18 protein-coding genes and 2 pseudogenes are annotated in these 22,944 nt (G+C 64.8%); all 20 read left to right on the forward strand.

Annotated features, from left to right (window positions below; all coding sequences use genetic code 11):
- Positions 1-135: 135 nt before the first annotated feature.
- The 20 genes and pseudogenes from BBTA_RS37840 (at position 136) to BBTA_RS37935 (ending at position 22,849) form a co-directional block, all read left to right on the forward strand.
- Complete coding sequence (locus BBTA_RS37840; RefSeq protein WP_011931082.1) at positions 136-867, forward strand: autoinducer binding domain-containing protein; 732 nt, start codon at positions 136-138, stop codon at positions 865-867.
- A gap of 644 nt (positions 868-1,511) precedes the next feature.
- Positions 1,512-1,688, forward strand: coding sequence for a hypothetical protein (locus tag BBTA_RS41080; protein ID WP_011931083.1), 177 nt, complete (start codon positions 1,512-1,514; stop codon positions 1,686-1,688).
- Between the two features lie 203 nt (positions 1,689-1,891).
- Positions 1,892-2,926: a DUF3991 and toprim domain-containing protein gene (locus BBTA_RS37850; protein WP_011931084.1), complete on the forward strand. Its 1,035-nt coding sequence runs from the start codon at positions 1,892-1,894 to the stop codon at positions 2,924-2,926.
- A 200-nt stretch (positions 2,927-3,126) separates the two neighbouring features.
- Positions 3,127-3,732, forward strand: a complete 606-nt coding sequence (locus BBTA_RS37855) for a DUF1419 domain-containing protein (RefSeq protein ID WP_011931085.1) — start codon at positions 3,127-3,129, stop codon at positions 3,730-3,732.
- A 163-nt stretch (positions 3,733-3,895) separates the two neighbouring features.
- Entirely contained in the window at positions 3,896-8,995 is a 5,100-nt protein-coding gene (locus tag BBTA_RS37860; protein ID WP_041751836.1) for an N-6 DNA methylase, read from the forward strand.
- 251 nt (positions 8,996-9,246) lie between these two features.
- A pseudogene (locus BBTA_RS37865) lies at positions 9,247-9,552 on the forward strand (ParB N-terminal domain-containing protein); the annotation flags it as partial.
- A 375-nt stretch (positions 9,553-9,927) separates the two neighbouring features.
- Positions 9,928-11,085 carry a tyrosine-type recombinase/integrase gene (locus BBTA_RS37870; protein WP_011931087.1) on the forward strand — a complete coding sequence of 386 codons (1,158 nt, stop codon included), beginning with the start codon at positions 9,928-9,930 and terminating at the stop codon, positions 11,083-11,085.
- The gene (locus tag BBTA_RS37875) at positions 11,075-12,886 is read left to right on the forward strand and encodes a hypothetical protein (protein WP_011931088.1); all 1,812 of its coding nucleotides are present in this window, start codon (positions 11,075-11,077) and stop codon (positions 12,884-12,886) included. Before BBTA_RS37870 ends, BBTA_RS37875 begins: the two co-directional genes overlap by 11 nt.
- Positions 12,887-12,889: 3 nt before the next feature.
- Entirely contained in the window at positions 12,890-14,764 is a 1,875-nt protein-coding gene (locus tag BBTA_RS37880; RefSeq protein ID WP_011931089.1) for an integrase, read from the forward strand.
- Entirely contained in the window at positions 14,724-15,236 is a 513-nt protein-coding gene (locus BBTA_RS37885; protein ID WP_244424522.1) for a hypothetical protein, read from the forward strand. The genes BBTA_RS37880 and BBTA_RS37885 overlap by 41 nt, the downstream gene beginning before the upstream one ends.
- 87 nt (positions 15,237-15,323) lie before the next feature.
- Positions 15,324-15,974 carry a plasmid pRiA4b ORF-3 family protein gene (locus BBTA_RS37890; protein WP_041751295.1) on the forward strand — a complete coding sequence of 217 codons (651 nt, stop codon included), beginning with the start codon at positions 15,324-15,326 and terminating at the stop codon, positions 15,972-15,974.
- A gap of 115 nt (positions 15,975-16,089) precedes the next feature.
- Positions 16,090-17,463: pseudogene (locus BBTA_RS37895) on the forward strand (plasmid partitioning protein); the annotation flags it as partial.
- Between the two features lie 90 nt (positions 17,464-17,553).
- Positions 17,554-18,030 (forward strand): hypothetical protein, encoded by a 477-nt coding sequence (locus tag BBTA_RS37900; protein WP_011931092.1) that lies wholly within the window; start codon positions 17,554-17,556, stop codon positions 18,028-18,030.
- The gene (locus BBTA_RS37905) at positions 18,027-18,893 is read left to right on the forward strand and encodes a hypothetical protein (protein ID WP_011931093.1); all 867 of its coding nucleotides are present in this window, start codon (positions 18,027-18,029) and stop codon (positions 18,891-18,893) included. The genes BBTA_RS37900 and BBTA_RS37905 overlap by 4 nt, the downstream gene beginning before the upstream one ends.
- 3 nt (positions 18,894-18,896) lie before the next feature.
- Positions 18,897-19,100: a hypothetical protein gene (locus tag BBTA_RS37910; RefSeq protein ID WP_011931094.1), complete on the forward strand. Its 204-nt coding sequence runs from the start codon at positions 18,897-18,899 to the stop codon at positions 19,098-19,100.
- The gene (locus BBTA_RS37915) at positions 19,097-19,348 is read left to right on the forward strand and encodes a hypothetical protein (protein WP_011931095.1); all 252 of its coding nucleotides are present in this window, start codon (positions 19,097-19,099) and stop codon (positions 19,346-19,348) included. Before BBTA_RS37910 ends, BBTA_RS37915 begins: the two co-directional genes overlap by 4 nt.
- Positions 19,345-19,671: a hypothetical protein gene (locus BBTA_RS37920; protein WP_011931096.1), complete on the forward strand. Its 327-nt coding sequence runs from the start codon at positions 19,345-19,347 to the stop codon at positions 19,669-19,671. The genes BBTA_RS37915 and BBTA_RS37920 overlap by 4 nt, the downstream gene beginning before the upstream one ends.
- Before the next feature lie 391 nt (positions 19,672-20,062).
- The gene (locus tag BBTA_RS37925) at positions 20,063-20,650 is read left to right on the forward strand and encodes a hypothetical protein (RefSeq protein ID WP_041751876.1); all 588 of its coding nucleotides are present in this window, start codon (positions 20,063-20,065) and stop codon (positions 20,648-20,650) included.
- A 296-nt stretch (positions 20,651-20,946) separates the two neighbouring features.
- Entirely contained in the window at positions 20,947-21,873 is a 927-nt protein-coding gene (locus BBTA_RS37930) for an ArdC family protein (RefSeq protein ID WP_011931098.1), read from the forward strand.
- A 664-nt stretch (positions 21,874-22,537) separates the two neighbouring features.
- Positions 22,538-22,849, forward strand: coding sequence for a DUF736 domain-containing protein (locus BBTA_RS37935; protein WP_029083789.1), 312 nt, complete (start codon positions 22,538-22,540; stop codon positions 22,847-22,849).
- Positions 22,850-22,944: the final 95 nt, after the last annotated feature.

Below are 22,944 nucleotides of genomic sequence, written 5' to 3' on the forward strand. Positions count from 1 at the left end.
GTTCTGACAGGGCACTTTGGAATTGTTCTTGCCCCAAAGCTGCCGCAACACCGCAATACATGCCCCACACGCAACGCGCGAATCAAGTGCGTCGTTCGCGTTAGGGAACTCAGAACAGTTCAAAAAAGGGGCGCAATGAAAGGTGTCAAACGAGCATGCGATGAATTTGTCGATTGTCTTCACTCTGCCCATACAGAAGAGGATTTTCGGCGTGTCGCGGAACGAACCGCGCATGCATTGGGTTTCCGCTGGTTCGCCTATTTTGGCCACCGCGCCAATGGCCCCAAACTGATCTCTTCCTATCCGAAGAGTTGGACAAGTCACTATTTTCGCGAAGGATACGACAACATCGATCCTGTTCTTCAGGAGCCGCGAAACACAAGCCGGATGTTCCTGTGGGATGGACGTGAGGCGCGAAGCGCTAAGTCGCCGAAAGAACGCCGTCTGTTTGACGATGCGCTCAGCTTCAAGATCAGGACCGGCCTGACCGTTCGCATTCCCTCAAGCCAAAACCAGTTCGCGGCGTTCACGCTCGCGGCGGACGACCGCAGCCTTGGACTCGATCGTTTCATCGAGACCTCGCAAGACATGTTGGAAATGGTGGGTCTCACCTATCATGCGCATGTGAGCGCCGCCAGAATCGGACGCACGCCCCCGGACGGTCAGCAGGGGAGCCCGCTGACTCAGCGCGAACGGCAGTGTCTCGCCTGGATATCTGACGGCAAGACAATGCAGGATATTGCGGAGCTTCTCGGGGTTTCGCCGCGAGGGGTGAAGTTTCATCTGGATAATGCCAGGCGAAATCTTGCTGCACTCACCCTTCCACACGCTGTGGCCCTCGCGTTTCGGCAGGGATTGCTCCCATAATTCCCAGAACAGTCGTCTGCGCGGTCCCAAGATACGGCGGTTAACCAGGTTGAGCGTGCTGCAGCGGCCTCGTCAAGTGAGCTCGGCGGGCATCATTTGCGGGTATTCAGCCAAAAGCGAATCGCTGCTCGCAGTTCATCGTAGCCATGTCTCCGCCGCCGGAAATTGGGCGTCGCCCTGCGGGCCGGGCTGTTGGCTGCGCTGAAGCCCCGCAAGCGGGTCTTCCCCTTGCGGGCTGCCATCCCTGACGCAAACGGCCCGTATCTTCCGAACAACAACACCTGCTGATCCGATCGGAACCATCTTCACACGTACTCGGACCGGGATTTTATCCATGCGTGCGCGGGATGCCGACGACCTCGAGTGCTTTGAATGGGACAATTCGCAAAGCAGCCTCAGCTTGGTCATCCGCGGGACCAAAAAGCTGCGTTTTCGGCAGACCATGCTTCCGGTGAAGCACCAACCCCGCTCTCGAATGGGCTTTCCTTGGTTCTGGTGCGGCCTTCCACGATCAACCCGCAAGGGGTTCGCTACGCAAGCGTGCGACCTCTTCGGCTTCGCCTCTCGAGGTGACCGCAGCCGCCCCCGAACACGTCGGCGCCTGTCGAGCGGGGATGGTCCCCGCCGCAAGACGGGAGCCTTCAATGTCGCACAATCTCACTCTCGCTCAGAACCATGCCTTCGATCTGGCTCGCACGCTCATGGTGCCGGTCATTCTTTTCCAGGCTGATAACGAATTCGGCGTGATGCTCTCCAGCGAGTACGACGGCGATCAAGACGCCATCGTTCATGAGTACGACCCCTGGAGCCCGGCTCATTGAGCCGGGTGACCGGCTGCCGCTGGCGCCGTGCCGGCCGCAAGGGAGGCTTCGCCGCGCCGGAGGATGCGACGACTGACCGTTGGTCAGCGCGCCCTTGCATTCGGCAGGCTTCGCGGCCGGTCGGGCATGTTCCGCAAGGCTAGGAGCAAGAGAGACCAACACGAGAAGGGGCGGACCCGCCTGCGCGAGTCTGGTGCAGATAAATGGACAAGAGAGACATCGAAGAGCTGCGTCAAAAGGTTGGCTGCGCGGCTCTGCTGGAGAAGGACGGCTGGAAGGTCGACGTCAAGGAAAGCACCCGACGCGCGATCAAGTACCGCCGCGATAGCAACATCATCATCGTCATCCACGAAGGCCGCGGCTGGTTCGACCCGTTGTCGCCGGCGAAAGGGGACGTATTTTCGCTCGCCGAGCATCTTGGATCTGTGGGCTTCTCTGACGCATGCGACCGTGTTGCGGAAGCGGTTGGCTTCGTTCCCCGCACGCCTGTGTGGCAGCGTCCGGCAAGGCCCAAGGCGCTTGGGTCTATTGCTGAGCGGTGGGGACATCGCGTCGAGCCGCGGCCGGGCTCGCCAGCCTGGCGCTATCTCACCGATGGACGCGGGCTGCCGGCCGACATCGTGAAGCAGGCGGTCGCCTGCGATCGTTTGCGTGAGGGGCCAAAGGGCAGCATGTGGGCGGCACATAGCGATTCTGCTGGAGCGCTCACGGGCTGGGAGGAGCGTGGGCCGGCATGGCGCGGCTTCGCCAGTGACGGCGCCAAGGAGCTATTTCGCTTCGGACCGGCCAGGTCCGAGCGGATTTGCATCACTGAGGCGGCTATTGATGCCATGAGCCTTGCCGCGATCGAGATCCACCGCTCCGACACCCTCTATGTCAGCACCGGAGGCGGCTGGTCGCCGGCGACGGATCGTGCCATCCGCAATCTGGCCAAGCGCGCCAACGCTCGGCTTGTGGCAGCAACCGACAACAATCGACAGGGTGACGTCTACGCGGATCGTGTTCGTGCCATCGCCGCGGAAGCGAGCGTGCAGTACGCGCGCTCGCGACCGTGCGCGGGCGACTGGAATGAGGATCTGACCGGACCGGCGAAGTTACTGAGAACAGCTGAGCAAGTCGACAGCGCAGGCACGCCTGACGCGCGGACCCGCGCGGGTGGCGCGGCGTCAAGGCTTCCACATGATCGCAAATGGCGGGGTTCGCACCTGAGCGATGCGAAAGGCAAGTCCGAATTATGAGGGAGAAAATAGGAAGAGGGAAAACCGCTGCCGCATGCCCGGCCGGCGCCTCAAGGGTGAAGCTTCGCCCGCGTTCCGCGGCCCTTGACCCGCCGGACCGGAGAGGCGGCCGCCGAGAAGGTGTGATGAAGGTCTGAAGTGACGAAGAGATCAGGCGGATCGCTCGCGCTTCAGTCCGGCCAGGCCGAAAGGAGCCGCCAATGCACACCTCTCCCACCATTCGCAAAATCTTCGAAGGCGTCGCGACGCGCCCCGAGATGCACCGCATGTTCAATCGCCACCGCCGCGATCCGGCAATGGCCGAGGGGGAGGCACGGCATCTCTTCGCTGGCGAATGGTTCGAGCTCGCCGAGCGCGAACACGACTACATGCTCGAGATCCTGCCGCCACTGTGGATGCGAGGCGACATGTTCGCAATGCGTGAATTCATGACGGCAAGCGTGACAAGCGTTTTCCTGTCACTGTCGATTGACGGGCAGATGCGCTGGTTCCACGGCTACTGCGACCTGTCGGACAGAGCGTCGCCGGAGCGGATGAAGGCCGCGATCATCGAGCGCGAGTCTCGTCCTGTCCGCGCGATGACGCGCGAAGAGCGGCTCGAGCACATCTGGTCGAGCACGCACGACGACTACCGCGGCTATGCCGGCGAGCGCTGGCCCGCCGCCGTCCGCGGCCGCCGCACCGTGCTCGTCTACGCCGGCCGGCATGGCACCGCGCTGAAGCTGCTGGACGACCTCACCGAAATGGAGATCGCAGCGAAACTGCCGGTGCAGCTCCGCCACCTGCCGGAGGCCGTCGCGGCCTAGCGGCCGCCCGCCCTCCTTGACCTACAAGCAGCCCGGCCATGCGCCGGGCTTCGCAATTCGGCCGCCGGCCCTGCCCTCAACCCCTCAACCCCTCAACGCCGTGCCGTCCGCCACACCCCGTTCGGGCGCGCGGTCGCGCGCGCCCAGCAGAAGGACATTTCCAATGGCTCAGGACGCCCCTTTCACGATCGACCTCTTCGGCGACACCGCCCTCTCCTCGGGCCTCGGCCTCGGCGTCACCGGCTTCGCCGCCGATTTGGATGGCGACGACCACGACGGCGACCCGCCGCCGTCGGCCCCGGCCGCGGTCGTGCCGGCGCTCGCCTCCGTGCGGCCTTGCGCGCCGCGGACTCGCACGCGCGGCGACAACTTCCACCTCGCTGGCGACCGCGGCCTGGCAAAGGGTTGGAAGCAGCGCGCCCGCGACAGCGTCGCGGCCATTCGGCTCGCCGCGCAGATCGAGGCGGAGCAGCGGCCCGCCTCGCCGGACGAGCAGCGGCAGTTGATGCGCTTCACGGGCTTCGGCGCCTCCGAGCTCGCCAATGGCGTCTTCCGCCGGCCGGGCGAATCCGAGTTCGCGAAAGGCTGGGAGGAGATCGGCGCCGACCTCGAGGACGCGATCGACGACGCCGGCTACGCCTCGCTTGCGCGGTGCACCCAGTACGCCCACTTCACGCCCGAGTTCATTGTCCGCGCGATCTGGTCAGGCCTGCAGCGCCTCGGCTGGCGCGGCGGCCGCGTGCTCGAGCCCGGCATCGGCACCGGGCTGTTTCCGGCGCTGATGCCGGAGCAACTACGCGAGACCTCCCACGTCACGGGCGTCGAGCTCGACCCCGTCACCGCACGCATCGCCCGGCTGCTGCAGCCCCGGGCGCGGATCGTCGCCGGCGATTTCGCACGCACTGAGCTGCCGGCGACCTTTGACCTCACCGTCGGCAATCCGCCGTTCTCGGACCGGACCGTGCGCTCGGATCGCGCGTACAGGTCGATGGGCCTTCGGCTGCACGACTATTTCATCGCCAGGGCGATCGACCTCCTGGAGCCCGGCGCCCTCGCCGCCTTCGTCACGAGCTCCGGCACGATGGACAAGGCGGACGCCTCGGCGCGTGAGCACATCGCGAAGTCGGCCGACCTGATCGCAGCCATTCGCCTGCCCGAGGGCAGCTTTCGCGCCAGCGCCGGCACCGACGTCGTCGTCGACATCCTGTTCTTCCGCAAGCGCAAGGTTGGCGACGCGGAAGGCGACCTGTCGTGGCTCTACGTCGACGAGGTTCGATCGGCAGCGGAAGACGAGAGCGCGATCCGCGTGAACCGATGGTTCGCGCAGCGCCCGGATTTCGTGCTCGGCGCGCACGCGCTCGCCCCCGGTCCCTTCGGGGAGGCCTACACCTGCCTGCCGCGCGAGGACGAGGATCTCGAAGCGACGCTCAAAGCCGCGATCGACCTCCTTCCGGAAGCCGTCTACGACGGCGAGGCGGAGGTGATCGATTCCGACCTGGAAGAAGCCGGCGATCCATCGGACGTCGATTGCCCTGCCGATCGCCACGTGCGCGAGGGCAGCTACTTCTTCGACAAGACCCACGGCTTGATGCAGGTCCTCGACGGCGACCCGGTCGCGGTGAAAGCGCGCAGTGGCCGCAGTGCCGACGGCATCCCGGAAAAGCACGTGCGCATCATCCGGAAGCTGATCCCGGTCCGCGACGCCGTGCGCGAGGTGTTGAAGGCGCAGGAGCTCGATCGACCGTGGAAGGACGCCCAGGTCAGGCTGCGCATCGCCTGGTCGAACTTCGTTCGGGACTTCGGCCCGATCAACTTCACGACGGTCTCGACCGCCGAGGACGAGGAGAACGGCGAGGTGCGCGAGACGCACCGCCGGCCGAACATCCAGCCCTTCCTCGACGACCCCGACTGCTGGCTGGTCGCCTCGATCGAGGACTATGACCTCGAGACCAACACCGCGAAGCCCGGACCGATTTTCACCCAGCGGGTGATCGCGCCGCCGGCGGCCCCGGAAATCACAAGCGCGGCAGACGCGCTCGCCGTCGTCCTCAACGAGCGCGGCCGCGTCGACATCGACCACATCGCCGAGCTGCTGCACCGGGACCGCGACGACATCGTCGGCGAACTCGGCAGCGCCGTCTTCCGAGACCCCGCGGACGGCTCGTGGCAGACGGCGGACGCCTACCTGTCGGGACACGTGCGCGAGAAGCTGAAGGCTGCTGCTGCGGCGGCCGCGCTCGACCCCTCCTACGAGCGCAACGTCACGGCGTTGCAAGGCGTGCAGCCCGCAGACCTCAAGCCCTCTGACATCACCGCGCGTCTGGGCGCGCCGTGGATTCCGGTAGTCGACGTCGTCGCCTTCGTGAAGGAAACCATGGACGCCGAGATCAGGATCCACCACATGCCGGAGCTCGCCTCTTGGACCGTGGAGGCACGTCAGCTCGGCTGGACGGCGGCCGGCACGTCGGAGTGGGGCACCGACCGCCGGCACGCCGGCGAGCTTCTCGCCGACGCGCTAAACAGCCGCGTCCCGCAGATCTTCGACACGGTCAAGGATGGCGACAGCGAGCGCCGCGTCCTCAACATCGTCGACACCGAAGCCGCCAAGACCAAGCTGCAAAAGATCAAGGACGCCTTCCAGCACTGGATCTGGTCCGATCCCGATCGTACCGACCGCCTTGCGCGCGTCTACAACGACCGCTTCAACAACATTGCGCCGAGAGCTTTCGACGGCTCGCACCTGAAGCTTCCGGGCGCCTCTGGAGCTTTCGTTCTTTATGGGCACCAGAAGCGCGGCATTTGGCGAATCATCTCGGCCGGCTCGACCTACCTGGCGCACGCGGTGGGCGCCGGCAAGACCATGACGATGGCCGCCGCCGTTATGGAGCAGCGGCGGCTCGGCCTGATCGCCAAGGCGATGCTGGTTGTGCCCGGCCATTGCCTGGCGCAGGCCGCACGCGAGTTTCTAGCGCTCTACCCGAATGCCCGCATCCTCGTCGCCGACGAGACCAATTTTACCAAAGACAAGCGGCACCGCTTCCTCGCGCGCGCTGCGACCGCGACCTGGGATGCGATCATCATCACGCACAGCGCGTTCCGCTTCGTCGCCGTGCCGTCGTCGTTCGAGCAGCAGATGATCCAGGACGAGCTGGAACTCTACGAAACGCTGCTGACCAGGGTCGAGAGCGATGATCGGGTCTCGCGCAAGCGTCTCGAGCGATTGAAGGAGGGCTTGCAGGAGCGCTTGGAATCGCTTGCGATCCGCAAGGACGATCTGCTGACGATCTCCGAGATCGGCGTCGACCAGATCATCGTCGATGAGGCGCAGGAGTTCAGGAAACTCTCCTTCGCGACCAACATGTCGACCTTGAAGGGCGTCGACCCGAACGGTTCGCAGCGCGCCTGGGACCTCTACGTCAAGTCGCGCTTCATCGAGACGAAGAACCCAGGCCGGGCGCTCGTGCTCGCCTCCGGCACGCCGATCACCAACACGCTCGGCGAGATGTTCTCAGTGCAGCGCTATCTCGGCTACGCGGCGCTCCTCGAACGCGGGCTGCACGAGTTCGACGCCTGGGCGAGTACATTCGGCGATGTCACAACCGAACTTGAGCTGCAGCCCTCCGGCAAATACAAGCCGGTGACGCGCTTCGCCACCTTCGTCAACGTGCCGGAGCTGATCGCCATGTTCCGCTCCTTCGCGGACGTGGTGATGCCGGAGGACCTGCGTCAGTACGTGAAGGTGCCGGCGATCTCGACCGGCAAACGGCAGATCCTGACCGCAAAGCCATCGCCGGCGTTCAAGCGCTACCAGACCCTGCTCGGCCAGCGCATTAAGGCGATCGAGGAGCGCGACCGCGCGCCGGAGCCCGGCGACGACATCCTGCTGTCGGTCATCACCGACGGCCGCCACGCTGCAATCGACCTGCGTCTGGTTGATCCGGATAGCGACAACGAGGCCGACAACAAGCTGAATCTGCTTGTCGGCAACGCCTTCCGCATCTGGAGCGAGACAGCCGAGAGCAGCTACACGCGCACGGACGGCAAACCCTTCGAGTTGCCCGGCGCCGCGCAGATGATCTTCTCCGATCTCGGCACCATCAGCGTCGAGAAGCGCCGCGGCTTCTCCGCCTACCGCTGGATCCGCGACGAGCTGGTCCGCCTCGGGGTGCCACCGGGCGAGATCGCCTTCATGCAGGACTACAAGAAGTCGGAGGCGAAGCAGCGCCTGTTCGGCGACGTGCGCGCCGGCAAGGTCCGCTTCCTGATCGGCTCCTCCGATACGATGGGCACCGGCGTCAATGCGCAGCTTCGGCTGAAGGCATTGCACCACCTCGACGTGCCCTGGCTTCCGTCGCAGATCGAGCAGCGGGAGGGCCGCATCGTGCGGCAGGGCAACCAGCACGACGAGATAGACATCTTCGCCTATGCGACCGAAGGCAGCCTCGATGCGCAGATGTGGCAGAACAACGAGCGCAAGGCCCGCTTCATCGCCGCCGCGCTATCCGGCGACACCTCGATCCGTCGGCTTGAGGACATGGGAGAGAGCCAGGCCAACCAGTTCGCCATGGCAAAGGCCATCGCGTCGGGCGACCCGCGCTTGATGCAGAAAGCCGGCCTCGAAGCCGACATCGCCCGGCTCGAACGGCTGCGGGCTGCGCACATTGACGATCAGCACGCGGTGCGGCGGCAGATGCGCGATGCCGAACGCGACATCGAGCTCTCCATCCGTCGCATCGGCGAGATCGGTCGGGACATCGAGCGTCGTATCCCGACCGCCGGTGACGCCTTCACCATGGCGGTGACGGGAGATCCTCATGTCGAGCGCAAGCTCGCCGGCCGCGCGCTGATGAAGGAGATCCTGACGCTGGTGCAGCTTCAGCAGGAAGGTGAGACCGTCACCGCGTCGATCGGCGGCTTCGACGTCGCGTACAGCGGAGAGCGCATCGGCCGGGACGGCTATCGCTACACCACGATGCTGCTGCGGACCGGCGCCGAATACGAGATCGAGCTGCCGGTGACGGTCACGCCGATCGGTGCGATCGCCCGTCTCGAGCACGCGCTGGCCGACTTCGAGGGCGAACGGGAGCGCTACCGCCAGCGCCTGGCCGACGCGCGCCGACGGCTTGCCTCCTACGAGTCGCGCGACGGCGGGGACTTCGCCTTTGCCACCGAGCTTGCCGACAAGCGCCGGCAGTTGGCCGAAGTGGAGAAGGCCTTGGCGGAGGACAGCGAAAGCGCCGGCGAGCTGGCCGCGGCCGCATGAAAAATGAGGAGGGAGGAAGGGAGAAGGCCCGCTCGCAGATCGGGCGGGCCGTCGACGCTGGCGCTCAACCGCCGCCTGCGCGATCCCTGCCCCTCGTCCTGCGCAGGGCTTTGCCCCGCTGGGCCTGCCGGCCAGGGATGCTCGGCCGCAGTTGCACCGGCCCGTCCGCTCCGCAGGGCCCAGGGTGTCTTCGGGAAGAAGACGAGCAAGGGCCGGCGGCGCCGGTCCGCAACCCCAAAAGGAGCCTTCCCATGCAAGTCATCAAGGTCGATCCGCGCGCGCTGAAAGAGAACCCCGACCGCATGCGCCAGACGAAATCGACTCCCCAGGCCGACGCTCTACTGCTCGCCACGATAAAGGCCGTCGGCATCGTCCAGCCGCCAGTCATCACGCCTGAGACAGGCGGCGGCAATGGCTACGTCATCAATGCCGGCCACCGCCGCGTGAAGCAGGCGATCGCCGCCGGCCTCGAGGAGATCGACGTGCTCGTCGACGAGGCGGCGAACGACAACGGCGCCATGCGCTCGATGGTCGAGAATATCGCCCGCGAGGCGCTGTTAGGTTCTGTGCTCGAACTGTCCTGTTAGAGTCGTGTGGCTGTCATCGTTATGGTTCATATGCGTGGGGCATTTTGAGGAGGGCACGTAGACGTCCGAGTCAAGCGTTCCCGCAGCGTAGCGAGGACAATGCTTGACGCGGCGGCGACACCACAAACTAGTCAAATGGTTGCAGGCGAAGTCCTGCAACCCTGCCACGTGGCGAACGGGAGAGCGCGAGGGGAACCCCTCGCATTCTAAACAAAAGAGTGCGCCGCAGGCGCTCCGCTTAATAACAGCTGGTTCGGGAAGCTGTCTTCTTTGTTGCTGTACAGGGAGTTGCGCCGAGCTCGGCGTCTTTTGCCGTTTCGGACGGCGAGGACCAAAGAGGACAGTATGGCGCGGATCATCAAGGCGGCGATGGGCTATGCCGCAATCCCGGCAGGCTTTCCGATTCTGGTGTCGGAGCGGATGGCGATCATCGAGCCGGCGTTTGCCTGGCTGATGGAGTTGGCGACCATACCGGGCCGCAGCCATGCGGCTGAAACGATTCGGACCTACGGCGAGCACCTGCATGACTGGTTCGACAGCCTGGAGCAATCCGGGCTCAATTGGCGCGGGGTCGGCGAGGCGGAGATTGCGGCCTGGCGCAACCGCATGCTCTCACAGCCGAGCCCGCATACGAAGCGGCCATACGCGCGGTCGACGGTGAATGATCGGGTTCGCACGGTCTGCCGGTTTTATGCCTGGGCGCAGGGACGCGGCTGGATCGAGGCCTTGCCGTTCCACTTTGTCGACGTGCGGGTGGGCTCTGGTCGGCGACAAGCGTTCCTTGCGCATGTCGATGCGCGTCCCGGTGTCGTGGCGGCAAACATCCTGACTGTTGCCGAGCATGAGCGCTTGCCGCGACCGTTGCGGGTCGATCAGTTGCGTCGGGTCTTCGCCCTGTTGGAGATGCCCTACCGCCTGATGGCGGAATGGGCGCTGGCGACGGGATTGCGGCGCAAGGAGCTTTGCGGCTTGGCTGTCTTCCAGGTCCCGGAGACAGCACATCTTGATGACGAGGATCATCCGCTAGTCGGCGTGCCCTTGACGATCACCAAGGGCGACAAGCCTCGCACGATCTACCCGCCGATCCGCTTGGTTGACCGCACGCAGCGCTATATCGACGAAGTGCGCACGCCGCAGGTACGGGCGTTGCGTCGCCAACGGTCAAATTATCGGTCGCCATCGGCGCTCTTCCTCAATCTTCAGGGGAATGCCGTCAGCAAGACGCGATTGACTGCGGTGTTTGCGGAAGCCTTCCGGGCTGCCGGTGTGGCGGGTTCATTGCATTGGTTGCGCCATACCTTTGCGATGACGATGCTGGTGCGATTACAGCGACAGGCATCGATCACGCCTGACCTCAATCCGCTGAAGATCGTCCAGGTCTTGCTGGGGCACAGTTCGATCCAGAGCACGGCGATCTACCTGCGCTGCGTCGAGCTCAATGCCCGGGAACTCGCCGACAGCATCGACTATCTCTATGGCGAGTTGATCCCCGATGGCCGGTAAGCGTGAGCGTATCGACCGGCGTCTATCGGCTGCGTCAGCGAAGGTGCTGGAGCAGCCGGCCGATGCCATTGCCGTCTTCCGCGACGGTTGGGGCGAGGTCGCAAAGCGCTACGATCTCGGCAAGCTTGGGTTGCCGACAGACGTTACGATGCTTCTGGCGGACGCCTTCCGCAATCATCATGCCGCATCGAGCTCCGAAACGCACCGTCATTGCTGGATGGCACTGCGTGTCTTCGCCCGTTTTGCGGTCGAGGACGGGCATGTTCTTTCTGCCGGGGATCTGACCACCGCAATGGTCGGGCGCTATATCGCCTGGCTGGATCGACAGATCGCGGGACAGACGAACAAGCCCTGGTCAAAGGGGGCGCGGGCGAATGTGCTGATGCAGCTTCGCCAGATGATCGACTGGACGAAGCGCCGGCATCCGTCGCGGCTGCCGTCCCGGATCGACTTCCCCTGGCGGGTCTGGCCGAACCGGACTGCCGACACCCGACCGCGTCTTGGCGGGGAGGATCTCAAGGCGATCCTACGCGCGTGCTATGAAGAACTCGACGAGGCGTGGGATCGCTTCGACACGGGGCGGACCATCCTCGCGACGAGCGGCCCGGCTGATGGCGTCGATCCCGAGCTTTGCGACATGGTCCGGGCGCTTGCTCGGGTGAATGACGGGGTGCTTCCATCGCGGACGCTTGCGATCCGCAGCCAGGTCAACATATCGGCGGTCAGCCGCCATGGCGGGCTTCGTCATCTTGGCGGTTATCTTCACTTGACCGGCGAAACGGTCGTCGCGTTCTTCATCGCCATTGCGATCCAAACGGCGGGCAATCCGGATGCGCTGCGGCTGATAACGCGCGATTGCCAAGTGGCGCATCCGCTCGACGAGCATCGCATCATCGTCGAATGGGCCAAGCCCCGGGCCGGTGCCAAGGTGAAGCGAGCGCAGCGGCGGTCCTTCGATCGCCGTCGGCGACATGCTGCGCCGAACCTGATCGACCGGTTGCTGGCGATGACGGCGCCGCTCGTCTCCCGGGCCAGCCGGCAGGACCGCAATCGCCTGTTCCTGGTCAAGAGCGAGAAGAAGGACGCGGTCACGCTCATTGCGGAGGCGACCTTGTCGCACGCCCTGAAGCCGTTCATCAAACGCTCCAATGCCCGGATCGCCATCTGGAACAAGGCTGCACCGGAGCGGGCACGTCAGCTCTTGCCGGACTTTGCCGCCGTTCTGCTGCGCGGCAGCGTCGCCACCGAATATTACAAGGCGTCTGGCGGCGACATCGTCGCGACACAGGATGTGCTCAACCATGCCCGCGCCGACACGACCGAGCTTTACATCAAGGGGCCGCAGACGCGCCGCATCCAGCGCGAGACAATCGCCCGATTGCAGGAGCTGATGCTCGGCTGGATCGTCGGCGCGAAGGCGAACTGCGAGAATCGGGCGCAGCGCGACCGGATTGCGCTGGCGAGCAATGCGACGGTTCCGTTCAGTCATGATTGCCTCAACCCGCTCGCGGGCACAGCACCAGACTCGATAGCAGGTCGGGTCTGCCGGCACTTCGGCGGATGCCTGCGCTGCCCGGGACTGGTCATCCCGATCGATGCGGAGCACATGGCGCGCATCCTTCAGGCGATCGGCGAACTGGAGCGCGCGCGTGAACGCATTGATCCGCGCCGCTTCGAGCTCCTGTATGCGCCGAGCCTGCGCATCTTGGTCGACGACATCCTGCCGGACTTCCCGCAAACACTGCGAGGTGATGCCGAACAACGAATGCTGGCTCTCGCACGGCTTCCGGCGCTGGAGTGAGCGATGACGGCTTCCACGGCGCGCAATCTTGTCGCCGCCGTCAGGCCGGCGCTTCGGATATCGGCGCGGTCCGTATGGTCCGATCAGGTCTGGCATCTCGACGGTCATCGTCCTGGCAGCAACCGCAGCGACTTCTCGCTCGACTGGGGTTTTGTTCTTGCTGACGACAGCCGGTTCAGTGATCCGCGATGGGCTGACTGGCGAGAGGCGGCGAAGCTGTTCCTATGGAGTCTGAAGCTCGATCCGCCTCCTGGGTACCGCAACGCTCATGAATCGACGATCGTCTCCGTCTTCAATAGGTTGCGGATGCTGATCCGCTGGATGGCGGCGCAGGGATATCGGTGCTTTGCCGATCTCGACCGCGACGCCTGCGACCGGTTCATGACGGTGATGGCGCAGCGTCCGGGCCACAAGCCTGGCAGTACGCTGAAGAGCACGACACTGGGAAACCATGCCAATCTGCTGACGCGCCTTTATCTGCAGGGAGCAAAGTTCCCGGAGATCGCAATCGCCGATCCATTCCCGGGGATCGCGCCGCCGTTCGTTCGCCGCGACCGGGGGTGGCTGCCTTATACGCCGGACGCGATCGCCGTGCCCCTGGTCTCGGCGGCGCTGCGGCTGATCGGGACGCCGGCCGACGACGTCATCGCTCTGCAGGCCCAGGCGCAGTCCGTCTATGACCATGCGCTCGCTAACGGGATCAGCCAGACCAAGGCCGGCTTCATCGTGACTGACGCGATCGCGCCGTTCACCTTCGCGACACTGCCTGGTGAGGAAACTGCCTGGCATGAAGCGCCCGTCACCAGCACCAAGCAGGTGCGCAATCTCGCCGATCGCATTTACGACGCCTGCTTTGTGGTGGTCAGCTATCTGGTCGGCGCCCGGATCTCGGAGATCCTCGGCCTTCAGGTCGGCTGCATCGAGCAGCATCCTGCCGACGACGGCAGCGAGAGCTTCGCCTATCTCGTCGGGCGGATTTACAAGACGGCGCGTGGCATCGATGGCGAAGCCCATCGCTGGGTTGCGCCGGCACCCGTCGAGCGGGCTGTCGTAGTCATGGAGCGGCTGACCGCCCGTCTTCGGGCCCAAAGCGGACGAGACGATCTCTTTCTGGCGATGGCTAGCAACGGCCTTATTGGTCCTGCGGCCCGCATCAACCTCCCCGTCGGCTCCACGATCATAAGGCGGCTGAATGATCTGTTTGCGCTGTTCATCGGCCTGCCGGACCACGAGGGCGAGCCCTGGCATCTGAACACGCATCAGGGCCGCAAGACGTTTGCCCGCTTCGTCGGCAAACGCGACCGGACCGGCCTGTATGCGCTTCAGGCCCACTTCGGTCATGTGACCCGGGCCATGACTGATCGCGGCTACGTCGGGACCGACTTCGCGCTCGACGACCTGATCGACCGGCATGCCCGGGAAGAAACCCGCGCCGCTCTCGAAGAAGTGCTGACGGCAACCGCCCTCGCGGGCAAGGGCGGACGGATGATCGCCGCCCGCTCCCAGTTCCGCGGGCGCACGCGCGACGGCGATGTCCAGGCCTATGTCTCCTTCCTGATGGAGGAGACTGATCTGCGGCTCGGCGTCTGCGATTGGGGCTATTGCGTCTACCGCGTCGAAACGGCTGCCTGCTTCGGCGATGAGAAAGGCCCCAACCCCGTTCTGAGGACCGAAAGTACGTGTCTCGCCTGCGCCAACTTCGCCGTCACCGCCAGGCACAGGCCTGTCTGGCAGGCCCGCCGCGATCGCAATACGGATCTTCTCGGCCATCCCGGCCTGGACCCGGTCAGCCGGCAACTCGCCGAAACCCGGATTGCCGAATGCGATCGCATCCTTGGTGAACTCGACCATGCAAAGGATGTTCGCCATGGCGCGTAAGACCAGCAAAATGCCGGCCCTCACGCCTGCCGAAAAGCGCCTGCGCAACACCCACTGCAAGCTGCGGGATGCTCTGGAGCGGCTGGTGAAGGGGCTGCCCACACACCCGGACCTGCAAAAGCGATCCTACCGCCTGACCGTCGCGACGCTCGCACGCGAAGCGCGCGTCGGCCGCAATGCGATCTACGCCAATCATCGATCGATCATCGACGAATTACGCCGCGCCAGTGATCGCAAGGTCGTTCCCGAGAAGCTCGCAGCCTGGGAAGACAAACTCGCCCAGCAGCGCGCTCTGATCCAGGTCTTGCAGATCGAGGAGCGGCGTATGGTGACGGAAAATGCCGTCCTGCTGAAGCGCATCCTCGACGCCGAAACGGAGGTTGAGCGGCAGAAGCGTCATAATGCCCGCCTGATCGCCGAACGCGATCGCGCCGTGAAACCAGTGCCGCTCACTCGCGGGCCAAAATCCTGACGTCGTCTACGACTGCCGGTTTGTGTCGGTGCGGTCGCCGAAGGACAATCGTCGCCCCATCTATTGCCTGCGACAATCATGCGCGGCATGATCTGCGGCATGCTTGACCCCTTCGATCCAGACAGCTTCATTGTGCGCGCCGAGGTTCATATCCTCGGCATCGAGCCCAAGATCAGCCGCATCCTCGAACTGCCAATCACTCTCAACCTAGCCCAACTCCACGAGGTGCTGCAGGCCGCCTTTGGCTGGACCGACAGCCATCTGCATCAGTTCAATATTGGCGGTCTCATCTACGGAGCTCCAGAGTTCGATGACGACGGTCTGTCCGACAGCAGGATCTTCGAGGCGACCGAGGTCAGGATGATCGACCTTCACTTTCCCGACGATCCCAGCGAAAACCCTCTCGCGATCCTCTACGAATACGACTTCGGCGACAATTGGCGTCATCTGCTGCGCTTGGAGCGCGTCGCGCGCGAGGAGAGTGCCCAATATCCTCGCTGTATCGCCGCCGCACGCTCAGGACCCCCCGAAGACGCTGGTGGGCCTTCAGGCTATGCCGACTTCCTCGAGGCCTGGCTCGACCCCGACCATGAAGAACATAAAGCGATGCAACGATGGGCTGGCCGCAAGTTCCACCCGGAGTCCTGCAATCTCGACGACATCAACAAGGCTATCGCCAAAGCACTACACGCATCAAAGGACGACTATCGCTTCCGTCGAGAAAGCCATCGTGATTGACACCAACCGGCTGCGCTTCAGTGCCAAAGAGACACCCAAAACGCAAGGCGCAGCCAAGAAGACTAAAGAATCAACGTCATCCAGCTAACAGGACACTTGACGCATAACCTAAGACATGAACCCGGTCGACCAGTGGCGCGCAATCGAGCGTCTGGTCGCGCTAGCTTGGACGGAGGAGGCGATCGGCGTCGCGCTCGCGCTGCCGGTGCGTCAGATCAGGAAGCTGCGCCTGCTGGCGAACGTGCTTCCCGCCATGCTCGACCACATGGCCAAGGGCGACATGCCCGACGAGCGCCAGCTCCGCACGATCGCTGCCGCATCGCTCGACGAGCAGAAGGAGGTCTGGAAGAAGCACAAGCCGTCGAAGGCTGATCCGCAGGTCTCGTGGTGGAGCGTCGCCCAGGCGTTGCAGAAGACCCGGATGTTTGCTCGTCACGCCAGCTTCGGCGACGACCTCGCGAAGGCCTACGGCATTCATTGGGTCGAGGATCTCTTCGCTCCCGCCGACGAAGACAGCCGCTACACCACAAACGTCGAGGCGTTCCTCGGCGCGCAGCAGGAGTGGATGACGGCCAACCTGCCGAAGAAAGGCATTATCGCCGAGACCACCAACTACGGCGAGGTGAAGCTGCCGCCGAAGGCCGAGCGCGTCCACGGCAAGCCGGCCAAGTCAGACTGCACGGCAATGTATCTCGACCGCGACGGCCGCGTGCAGACGGTGCACTACCGCATGCCTGCGGCGAAGAATCCGAAGGGTAAGACCGGCTCAGGTTCTGATAACGCTCCGGACGATGTTGGCGAAGTCTCGAAGCCACGTCCCGACGTGACGCGCAAGGGCGTCGAGATGATTGGCGACTACCGCACCGACGCGCTGCGCGAGGCGCTCGGCCGCGCGCCGATCGAGGACGACACGCTGATGGCACTCCTTATCCTCGCCTTCGCGGGCCAGAACGTGTCCGTGACGACGGGAAGCGGCGGGACCTATTACGGCCGCAGCCGGCTTGCGAAGAACGCGGCGGCACTGTTCGACGGCGCCGGCAAGCTCTCCTTCAACATGGACACGCTTCGTGTCGCGGCGCGCACCATGCTGGTCAACGTATTCTCGTGCCGGGAGAACGCTACCAATAGCGGCATCGTCGCCCGCGTCGCTGGCGAGGTGATCGGCGCGGACACTTTCCTGCCGAACATGGGCACGGAGGACTTTCTCTCCTGCCTGTCGCGCACAGCGCTCGAGGCCTCGTGCAAGGACACGCCCGTTTTGCCGCGCCAGCGCGTGAAGGACACGCGCGCAGCCCTCGTTGAGCATTTCAAGGAGGGCCACTTCGTCCATCCCGCAGCACTCTTCGCGCCGGACGCCATGAAGCTTTCGCAATGGTTGTCGTCGAGCGAGACGCCGGCAGACGCCGACGAGGCTGAAGAGGACGCCGCCGGCATGGGAGATGACCTCTCTAACGAAGAACCCGAGGTATTCAGGGAGGCGGCCGAATAGAGGAACGCGCTTTTTCTTCGAATGATCCACCGCCGCCGGCCCAGCCGGCGGTGGCTTTGTTTCCACGCACACGCAACTGAGGAGGACACGATGTCCGCGCACACGATCTTCGACAACGCACCCATCGGCTCGATTATCGCCTGGTCCGACGGAACGCCGCAGCCGCCGGCGCGCTTCAGGAAGAAACTCGCCGCCTGGCAGTCCAGCAATAGCAGGGGCCGCCTGATCCGAAAGCAGGGCGGACGAGGCGTCGGCAATGTCTCGCTGTCGGCCTGTTTCACCCTGCACGAGGTCGACTATGGCGCCGGCGGCGTCATGGCCATCCGCGTCCACCGGACGTTTTCGCTCGAGTCGAAGCTCCACTTCACGGTCATCGAACGCCCGGCCATCGGCTCGGTCCGCGTGCTCGACCGCGCCGGTGATGACGCCGAACTCGTCTATCTCGCCGCGAACGAGGCGGACGCGAAGGAGTGGCTGACACGCCACGGCTATCCGCACGCCGCGCTGCAAGGAGTGACGGCCGACGAGGCAGGCGCCGACATCATCGAGGGGAGGACCGCGGCATGAACGCACCATCTCCCGCTCCCGGCGAAGCCCCTGAAACCCCGGGCATCTTTTTTGGCCGCAGCGCTGACGGCCTTCTCGTCGCGCTTGTCGGCGAGACGGCCTTTGCGATGGCGCCGGCCCGCGACGGGCGGCACTATCTCGTGACGGGCTGGCGCATCTCCCGTCCGATGGGCGCGTGGACGCGCGGCGATTTCTACGGTCATTCCGGCGAGCTCGCCGACGAGACGGCGTTTCGCAGCGCCGTGCTCGAGAACGCCGAGCATCAACGCGAGCGCAGGATACTTGGTCGCGTCGAAGTCCATTCGCGCGACCGCACGCCTTGGGGCGCCTCGCAGGGGGTGACCGTCTACGCTGAAGGCGTTACGGCGCATTCCACGGCTGGGCACGGTGGTTTCAAGCTCTCGGCCGAACGAAACCGCAAGGTCCATCCCCTGCTTCGTTCGAAGAGTGGCTGGTACGAGGAAGATGCCGAATGGGCGATCGTGGCGATCACCTTCCCGCATCTCTTCACGGCGTTCGAACGGCGCTGCGCCGAGAAAACGCTCAAGAACAGTTGGCCGGACGCCTGGGAAACGATCTTCGGCGCGATCCTCACGCCGGGCGAGTCCTACGAAAAGGACCGCCGCGCCTTCGAGCAAGCGCACGCGCGGGACTGGATCGTCGTGTCGGCTATCACCTCGAGGCACGCGCCCGGCTTCGTCGAGACTGTCGCCACGCCGGGCGGCAAGCGCGGGCCGGGGACGGAGGAGCGTCGCTTCCTCGTCCCTTCCGACGAATATCAGGTAGGCCGCTTCGGCTTCGTGATCGACGAGGCCCGCCATCAGCTCTACGGCGGCCCCTCCGACTTCGTCGGCTGGAGGTGACCCATGCCCTGGCGCCTCATTGCCAAAGCCTTCGGCTGGCGCGCGGCCGCTGACGAGGACGGCGAAACGCCGGTCCTCGTCGTCCGGCATCCGCGGCTCAGACGGCATTTCACCGGCACCGACGCTTGGAAGCGCGCCGTGCGCATATCCATCCACGCGCCGAAGCCCTACCCGGCTGACGTTGACAGAAAGGAGATCCAGCCATGAAGGCCTACTTCTGCGCCGTCAATCTCCTCGTGCATGCGCACCATCATCCCAAGAGCGCTATCGCCGACGGCCTCGGCGGCATCCTCGCGCCTGACATGCGCAAGCACGCCGGCGCCAATTCGGCGCTCATCGACGGGGCGGTCTCCGGCGACGACATCGCCTCATCCGTCGCCGCTGTCTCTCTCCCGGGCGACTGCATGCCGGACGAGTCCGCGTCCCCCTTGTGGCCGGTGGGGACGGAGCGATGATCGAGCCCCAGGATCGACGTCTCCTCCTCACGCGCATGGAAGCCGCGCAAGCCGAGACGCAGCGCCATCTCGGCGTCATCGAACGCCAGATCGCGGCACGCGCCGAACGGCTGACGATCACTGACCGGGCGAAGCGCCGGCAGCACGGCCGGAGCGCATCGAGCTGGACGAATGCGGATGTGCGGCTGTTTCAGCAGCATGTCGCGGAGCTCGCCTTGGCCCGTCGCGGCGAGATCGACGCTCTCACGCGCAAGCTCGATCGGCAGGAGACGGCGATCGCCGAGTTTCGGATGCGTCATCGCGTTTCCGCTGCGTGGCGGTGAGAGGCGAAGGACCCACCAATTGGAGCGCGAGCGGCGGGCGCGAACACTTCATGTCGAGGCGGAGAGTTCAGCGGGTTTGGTCCAACCTCTCACTGTTTCGGCGGCGTGCTGACCCTTGGCCGTCACTCCCTCGGTTTGTGCTGCGGTCTGAACCGGCCGCGATCCGCTTCAAGGGCAAGTCGCGAGGCGATCGGCGGCCGCCGTCTCGCGATGGGGGCCGCGTTCTTCGCAGGCCTGAAGGCCCGCTCGCCCGCAACCCACCCATGCTCGCCTTGGCAGCCACCGCCCCCTGAAGCGGCCCGCTGAAGCCGGTTCTGGTCGACCGCACCCGAGGGAGTGACGGACAAGGGCCCGATCGCTGCCCAAGGCGAAACCGAGAAAGGATCTCATGATGACCAAGACTCCCCGCTCCGCCCGCTCCTCCGCCAGTGTCATCCCGCTCCGCCGCGGCACGACGCTCGAAATGGTCCGTCTCGTCTGCCCCGACTCCGCACAGGCACTGCGCATCTCCGAGAGCTTCGGCCTTGCGGTCCTCGACAGCGACGGCATCCGCGACTTGCACGAGCGGCTCATCATCGAGACCGCCGACGCACTCAAAGATGGCCTGAGCGAACGCGCCATGCAGATCCACCTGCAACGGATCGTCGGTGCTTATGTCGGTTCGGCCCACGGCGCCGGCCAGTTCTACACCCGAGCCGTCACAGAAGCGCGAGATGCGACCGCCAAGCTCGCGAACGACAGCCGCGATGAGGACCTCGCTGGTCCGGTCGGCTTCGACAGCCAGGCACAGCGCAAGCGTGAATTCGCTGCCGACGTGGGCGCGCAGGCTCACGCGCTTCGCATGGCCGCCGAAGGCGCCGTCGCCGCCTACGAACAGGTCGTCGGCGAGACCTGGAAGCCTTTCGAGCGACCCGTCGACAACACGGCCGACACCGTCGGCCGGAAGGCGGCCAAGGCGCAGATATCGGCGTTCGACTAACGCCGGCGTGGGGCCTCGGCCCCGCGCCTCTTCCATTGCCGCCACCTGATGGGCCGGCCGGCGAGACCGGCCCCTTTTTGTGTCGCTGCTAGCAACGAAGGGAAGCGCCGCTCGTGCTGCTCGCCATCGTCGGCCCCTCCCCGTCCGTGGTCCTGCGCCGGACCCGATGTCCGCGCAACGGCTTCGCCGTCCTTCGCGCTGCTTCGGCCCTTCGGGTGCTCAGACTTCGAGTCCGGCGGTGGCGGACCCCGTGAGGGGCCGCGATGGGCGCGGCCTCCCGAACGGAGGTTATTATAATGAGCAGGAACAGAGAAAAGTCGCGAGGCGACCTGTACACCCGCATCACGGACCGCATTATCGCCGAGCTCGAACGTGGCGTGCGTCCCTGGGTTCAACCTTGGACCGCGGCGAATATAGCGGACCGCATCACCCGACCGCGGCGACACAACGGCCAGCCCTATACGGGCATCAACGTCTTGCTGCTTTGGTCAGAAGCCATCGCGCGAGGCTTCTGCTCGCCGATCTGGATGACGTTCAAGCAGGCCAGTGAACTTGGCGCGCATGTCCGTAAGGGTGAGACCGGCAGCACTGTGGTGTATGCGAGCCGCTTCACCAAAACGGAAACCGACGCTCACGGCGACGAAATCGAACGGGATATCCCCTTCCTAAAAGCCTATACCGTCTTCTGCGTCGATCAAGTCGATGGCTTGCCCGCGCATTACTACGGTCGGCCGCCCGTCGTCGCATCAACGATCGAGCGCAACGCGCACGCCGACGCTTTCTTTGCCAACACCGGGGCGATTGTTCGCCACGGCGGCTCGATGGCGTTTTACGCGCCTTCGTCCTATCATATTCAGATGCCGCCGATCGAAAGTTTTCGCGACACGGCCTCCTATGTCGCCGTCAGAGCCCATGAGACCGTGCATTGGACCGCTCCCGCTCACCGCGTCAATCGTGATCTCAGCCGTTACGGCAAGGATCGCAGCGAACGCGCGCGCGAAGAATTGATTGCCGAACTGGGGAGCTGCTTCCTCTGCGCGGATCTCGGGATATCTCCCGAACTCGAACCGCGGCCGGATCATGCAAGCTACCTCGCGTCGTGGTTGGAGGTCTTGTCCAGTGAGAAGCGCTTTATCTTCTCGGCTGCCGCGCATGCGCAACGCGCCGTCGCCTATCTGCACGACCAGCAGCCGAAGGCAGCAGGCGTCAGGGAGGCAGCATGATGAGCGCACAGCGTGATTGGCGCCGGCGCTTACCTATCCGGCGCTCAGCCGCAAGACTGCAGCCCCTTGCTTGGGCGCTCGACGGCCAGCGCCGATTTATTCCTCGTGCGGGATATCGCGAGCTGACGGTGATCTTGCTTACTTTCCTTCGAGGGGGACGTTCCGGCTCTTGCAGAGGTCGTCGCTTTGCCGAGCAAATTTCGCTCGTGGCCTGCGAATTCACTTTGCGGGGCCGTGTGACCCTTGACGGCCGAGCAGTGCGCTTACCTTCCCGGTTCGGGCCTCGACGGGCAAGACTTGAGGAACTGCCAGATGTGTGCGGTGTGCGGCGATCGGGTTCTTTCCTCGGTCAAGGTTTCGATGATCGCAGTTCGTGTTCTCGGCCGTTTCTTCTGGCACACCCACGTCGTCCTCGATTGGCGTGTCTGACCGAAGGGCGTCGTCGCTTAAGCGCCGCCTCGCTCTTATCCCCGCAACAGCCGGTTACGACTTTCTTCCCCTGGACCGCTGCGCGTCCATTCCTCGCGCAAGACAAGAAAGTCGTGCCCTGGCTGCCCTCTACTGCGTGCCGGCCCCTGCGGGGTGCGGGTCGACCGCCTCCGGTCTGTCGCCAGTCATCGAGGCCGCGATGGGCGCGGCCCGGGAAACTGAAAAGGACACGACAATGGCGACCATCGGCACCTTCACCTCGACTGGCAACGGCTTCACCGGCACCGTTCGCACCCTCGCTCTCAATGCCAAAGCCAAGCTGGTTCGGGTCGAGAACCCCTCCGACAAGGGACCGCACTTCCGCATCTTCGCCGGTAATGTCGAACTGGGAGCGGCTTGGCAGAAGACCGCCAGGGACACCGAGCGCGATTACCTCTCGGTCAAGCTGGACGACCCGAGCTTCCCGGCTCCGATCTACGCCACCCTGATCGAGGTGGAAGGCCAGGAGGGTCTCCAGCTCATCTGGTCCCGCCCCAGCCGGGACTGAGTTCGCCTACGGCAACGGCCCCGCCTGATGGCGGGGCCGCTTCGCGTGATCATGGTATAGATGCGCTCAGGTTAACTGAAGTTCTGGCCGATCGA

The organism is Bradyrhizobium sp. BTAi1 (assembly GCF_000015165.1).
GTDB lineage: Bacteria > Pseudomonadota > Alphaproteobacteria > Rhizobiales > Xanthobacteraceae > Bradyrhizobium > Bradyrhizobium denitrificans.

Coding starts and splice junctions, on each gene's coding strand:
- BBTA_RS37840 (WP_011931082.1), top strand. CDS start 136: ATGAAAGGTGTCAAACGAGCATGCGATGAATTTGTCGATTGTCTTCAC.
- BBTA_RS41080 (WP_011931083.1), top strand. CDS start 1,512: ATGTCGCACAATCTCACTCTCGCTCAGAACCATGCCTTCGATCTGGCT.
- BBTA_RS37850 (WP_011931084.1), top strand. CDS start 1,892: ATGGACAAGAGAGACATCGAAGAGCTGCGTCAAAAGGTTGGCTGCGCG.
- BBTA_RS37855 (WP_011931085.1), top strand. CDS start 3,127: ATGCACACCTCTCCCACCATTCGCAAAATCTTCGAAGGCGTCGCGACG.
- BBTA_RS37860 (WP_041751836.1), top strand. CDS start 3,896: ATGGCTCAGGACGCCCCTTTCACGATCGACCTCTTCGGCGACACCGCC.
- BBTA_RS37870 (WP_011931087.1), top strand. CDS start 9,928: ATGGCGCGGATCATCAAGGCGGCGATGGGCTATGCCGCAATCCCGGCA.
- BBTA_RS37875 (WP_011931088.1), top strand. CDS start 11,075: ATGGCCGGTAAGCGTGAGCGTATCGACCGGCGTCTATCGGCTGCGTCA.
- BBTA_RS37880 (WP_011931089.1), top strand. CDS start 12,890: ATGACGGCTTCCACGGCGCGCAATCTTGTCGCCGCCGTCAGGCCGGCG.
- BBTA_RS37890 (WP_041751295.1), top strand. CDS start 15,324: ATGATCTGCGGCATGCTTGACCCCTTCGATCCAGACAGCTTCATTGTG.
- BBTA_RS37900 (WP_011931092.1), top strand. CDS start 17,554: ATGTCCGCGCACACGATCTTCGACAACGCACCCATCGGCTCGATTATC.
- BBTA_RS37905 (WP_011931093.1), top strand. CDS start 18,027: ATGAACGCACCATCTCCCGCTCCCGGCGAAGCCCCTGAAACCCCGGGC.
- BBTA_RS37910 (WP_011931094.1), top strand. CDS start 18,897: ATGCCCTGGCGCCTCATTGCCAAAGCCTTCGGCTGGCGCGCGGCCGCT.
- BBTA_RS37915 (WP_011931095.1), top strand. CDS start 19,097: ATGAAGGCCTACTTCTGCGCCGTCAATCTCCTCGTGCATGCGCACCAT.
- BBTA_RS37920 (WP_011931096.1), top strand. CDS start 19,345: ATGATCGAGCCCCAGGATCGACGTCTCCTCCTCACGCGCATGGAAGCC.
- BBTA_RS37925 (WP_041751876.1), top strand. CDS start 20,063: ATGACCAAGACTCCCCGCTCCGCCCGCTCCTCCGCCAGTGTCATCCCG.
- BBTA_RS37930 (WP_011931098.1), top strand. CDS start 20,947: ATGAGCAGGAACAGAGAAAAGTCGCGAGGCGACCTGTACACCCGCATC.
- BBTA_RS37935 (WP_029083789.1), top strand. CDS start 22,538: ATGGCGACCATCGGCACCTTCACCTCGACTGGCAACGGCTTCACCGGC.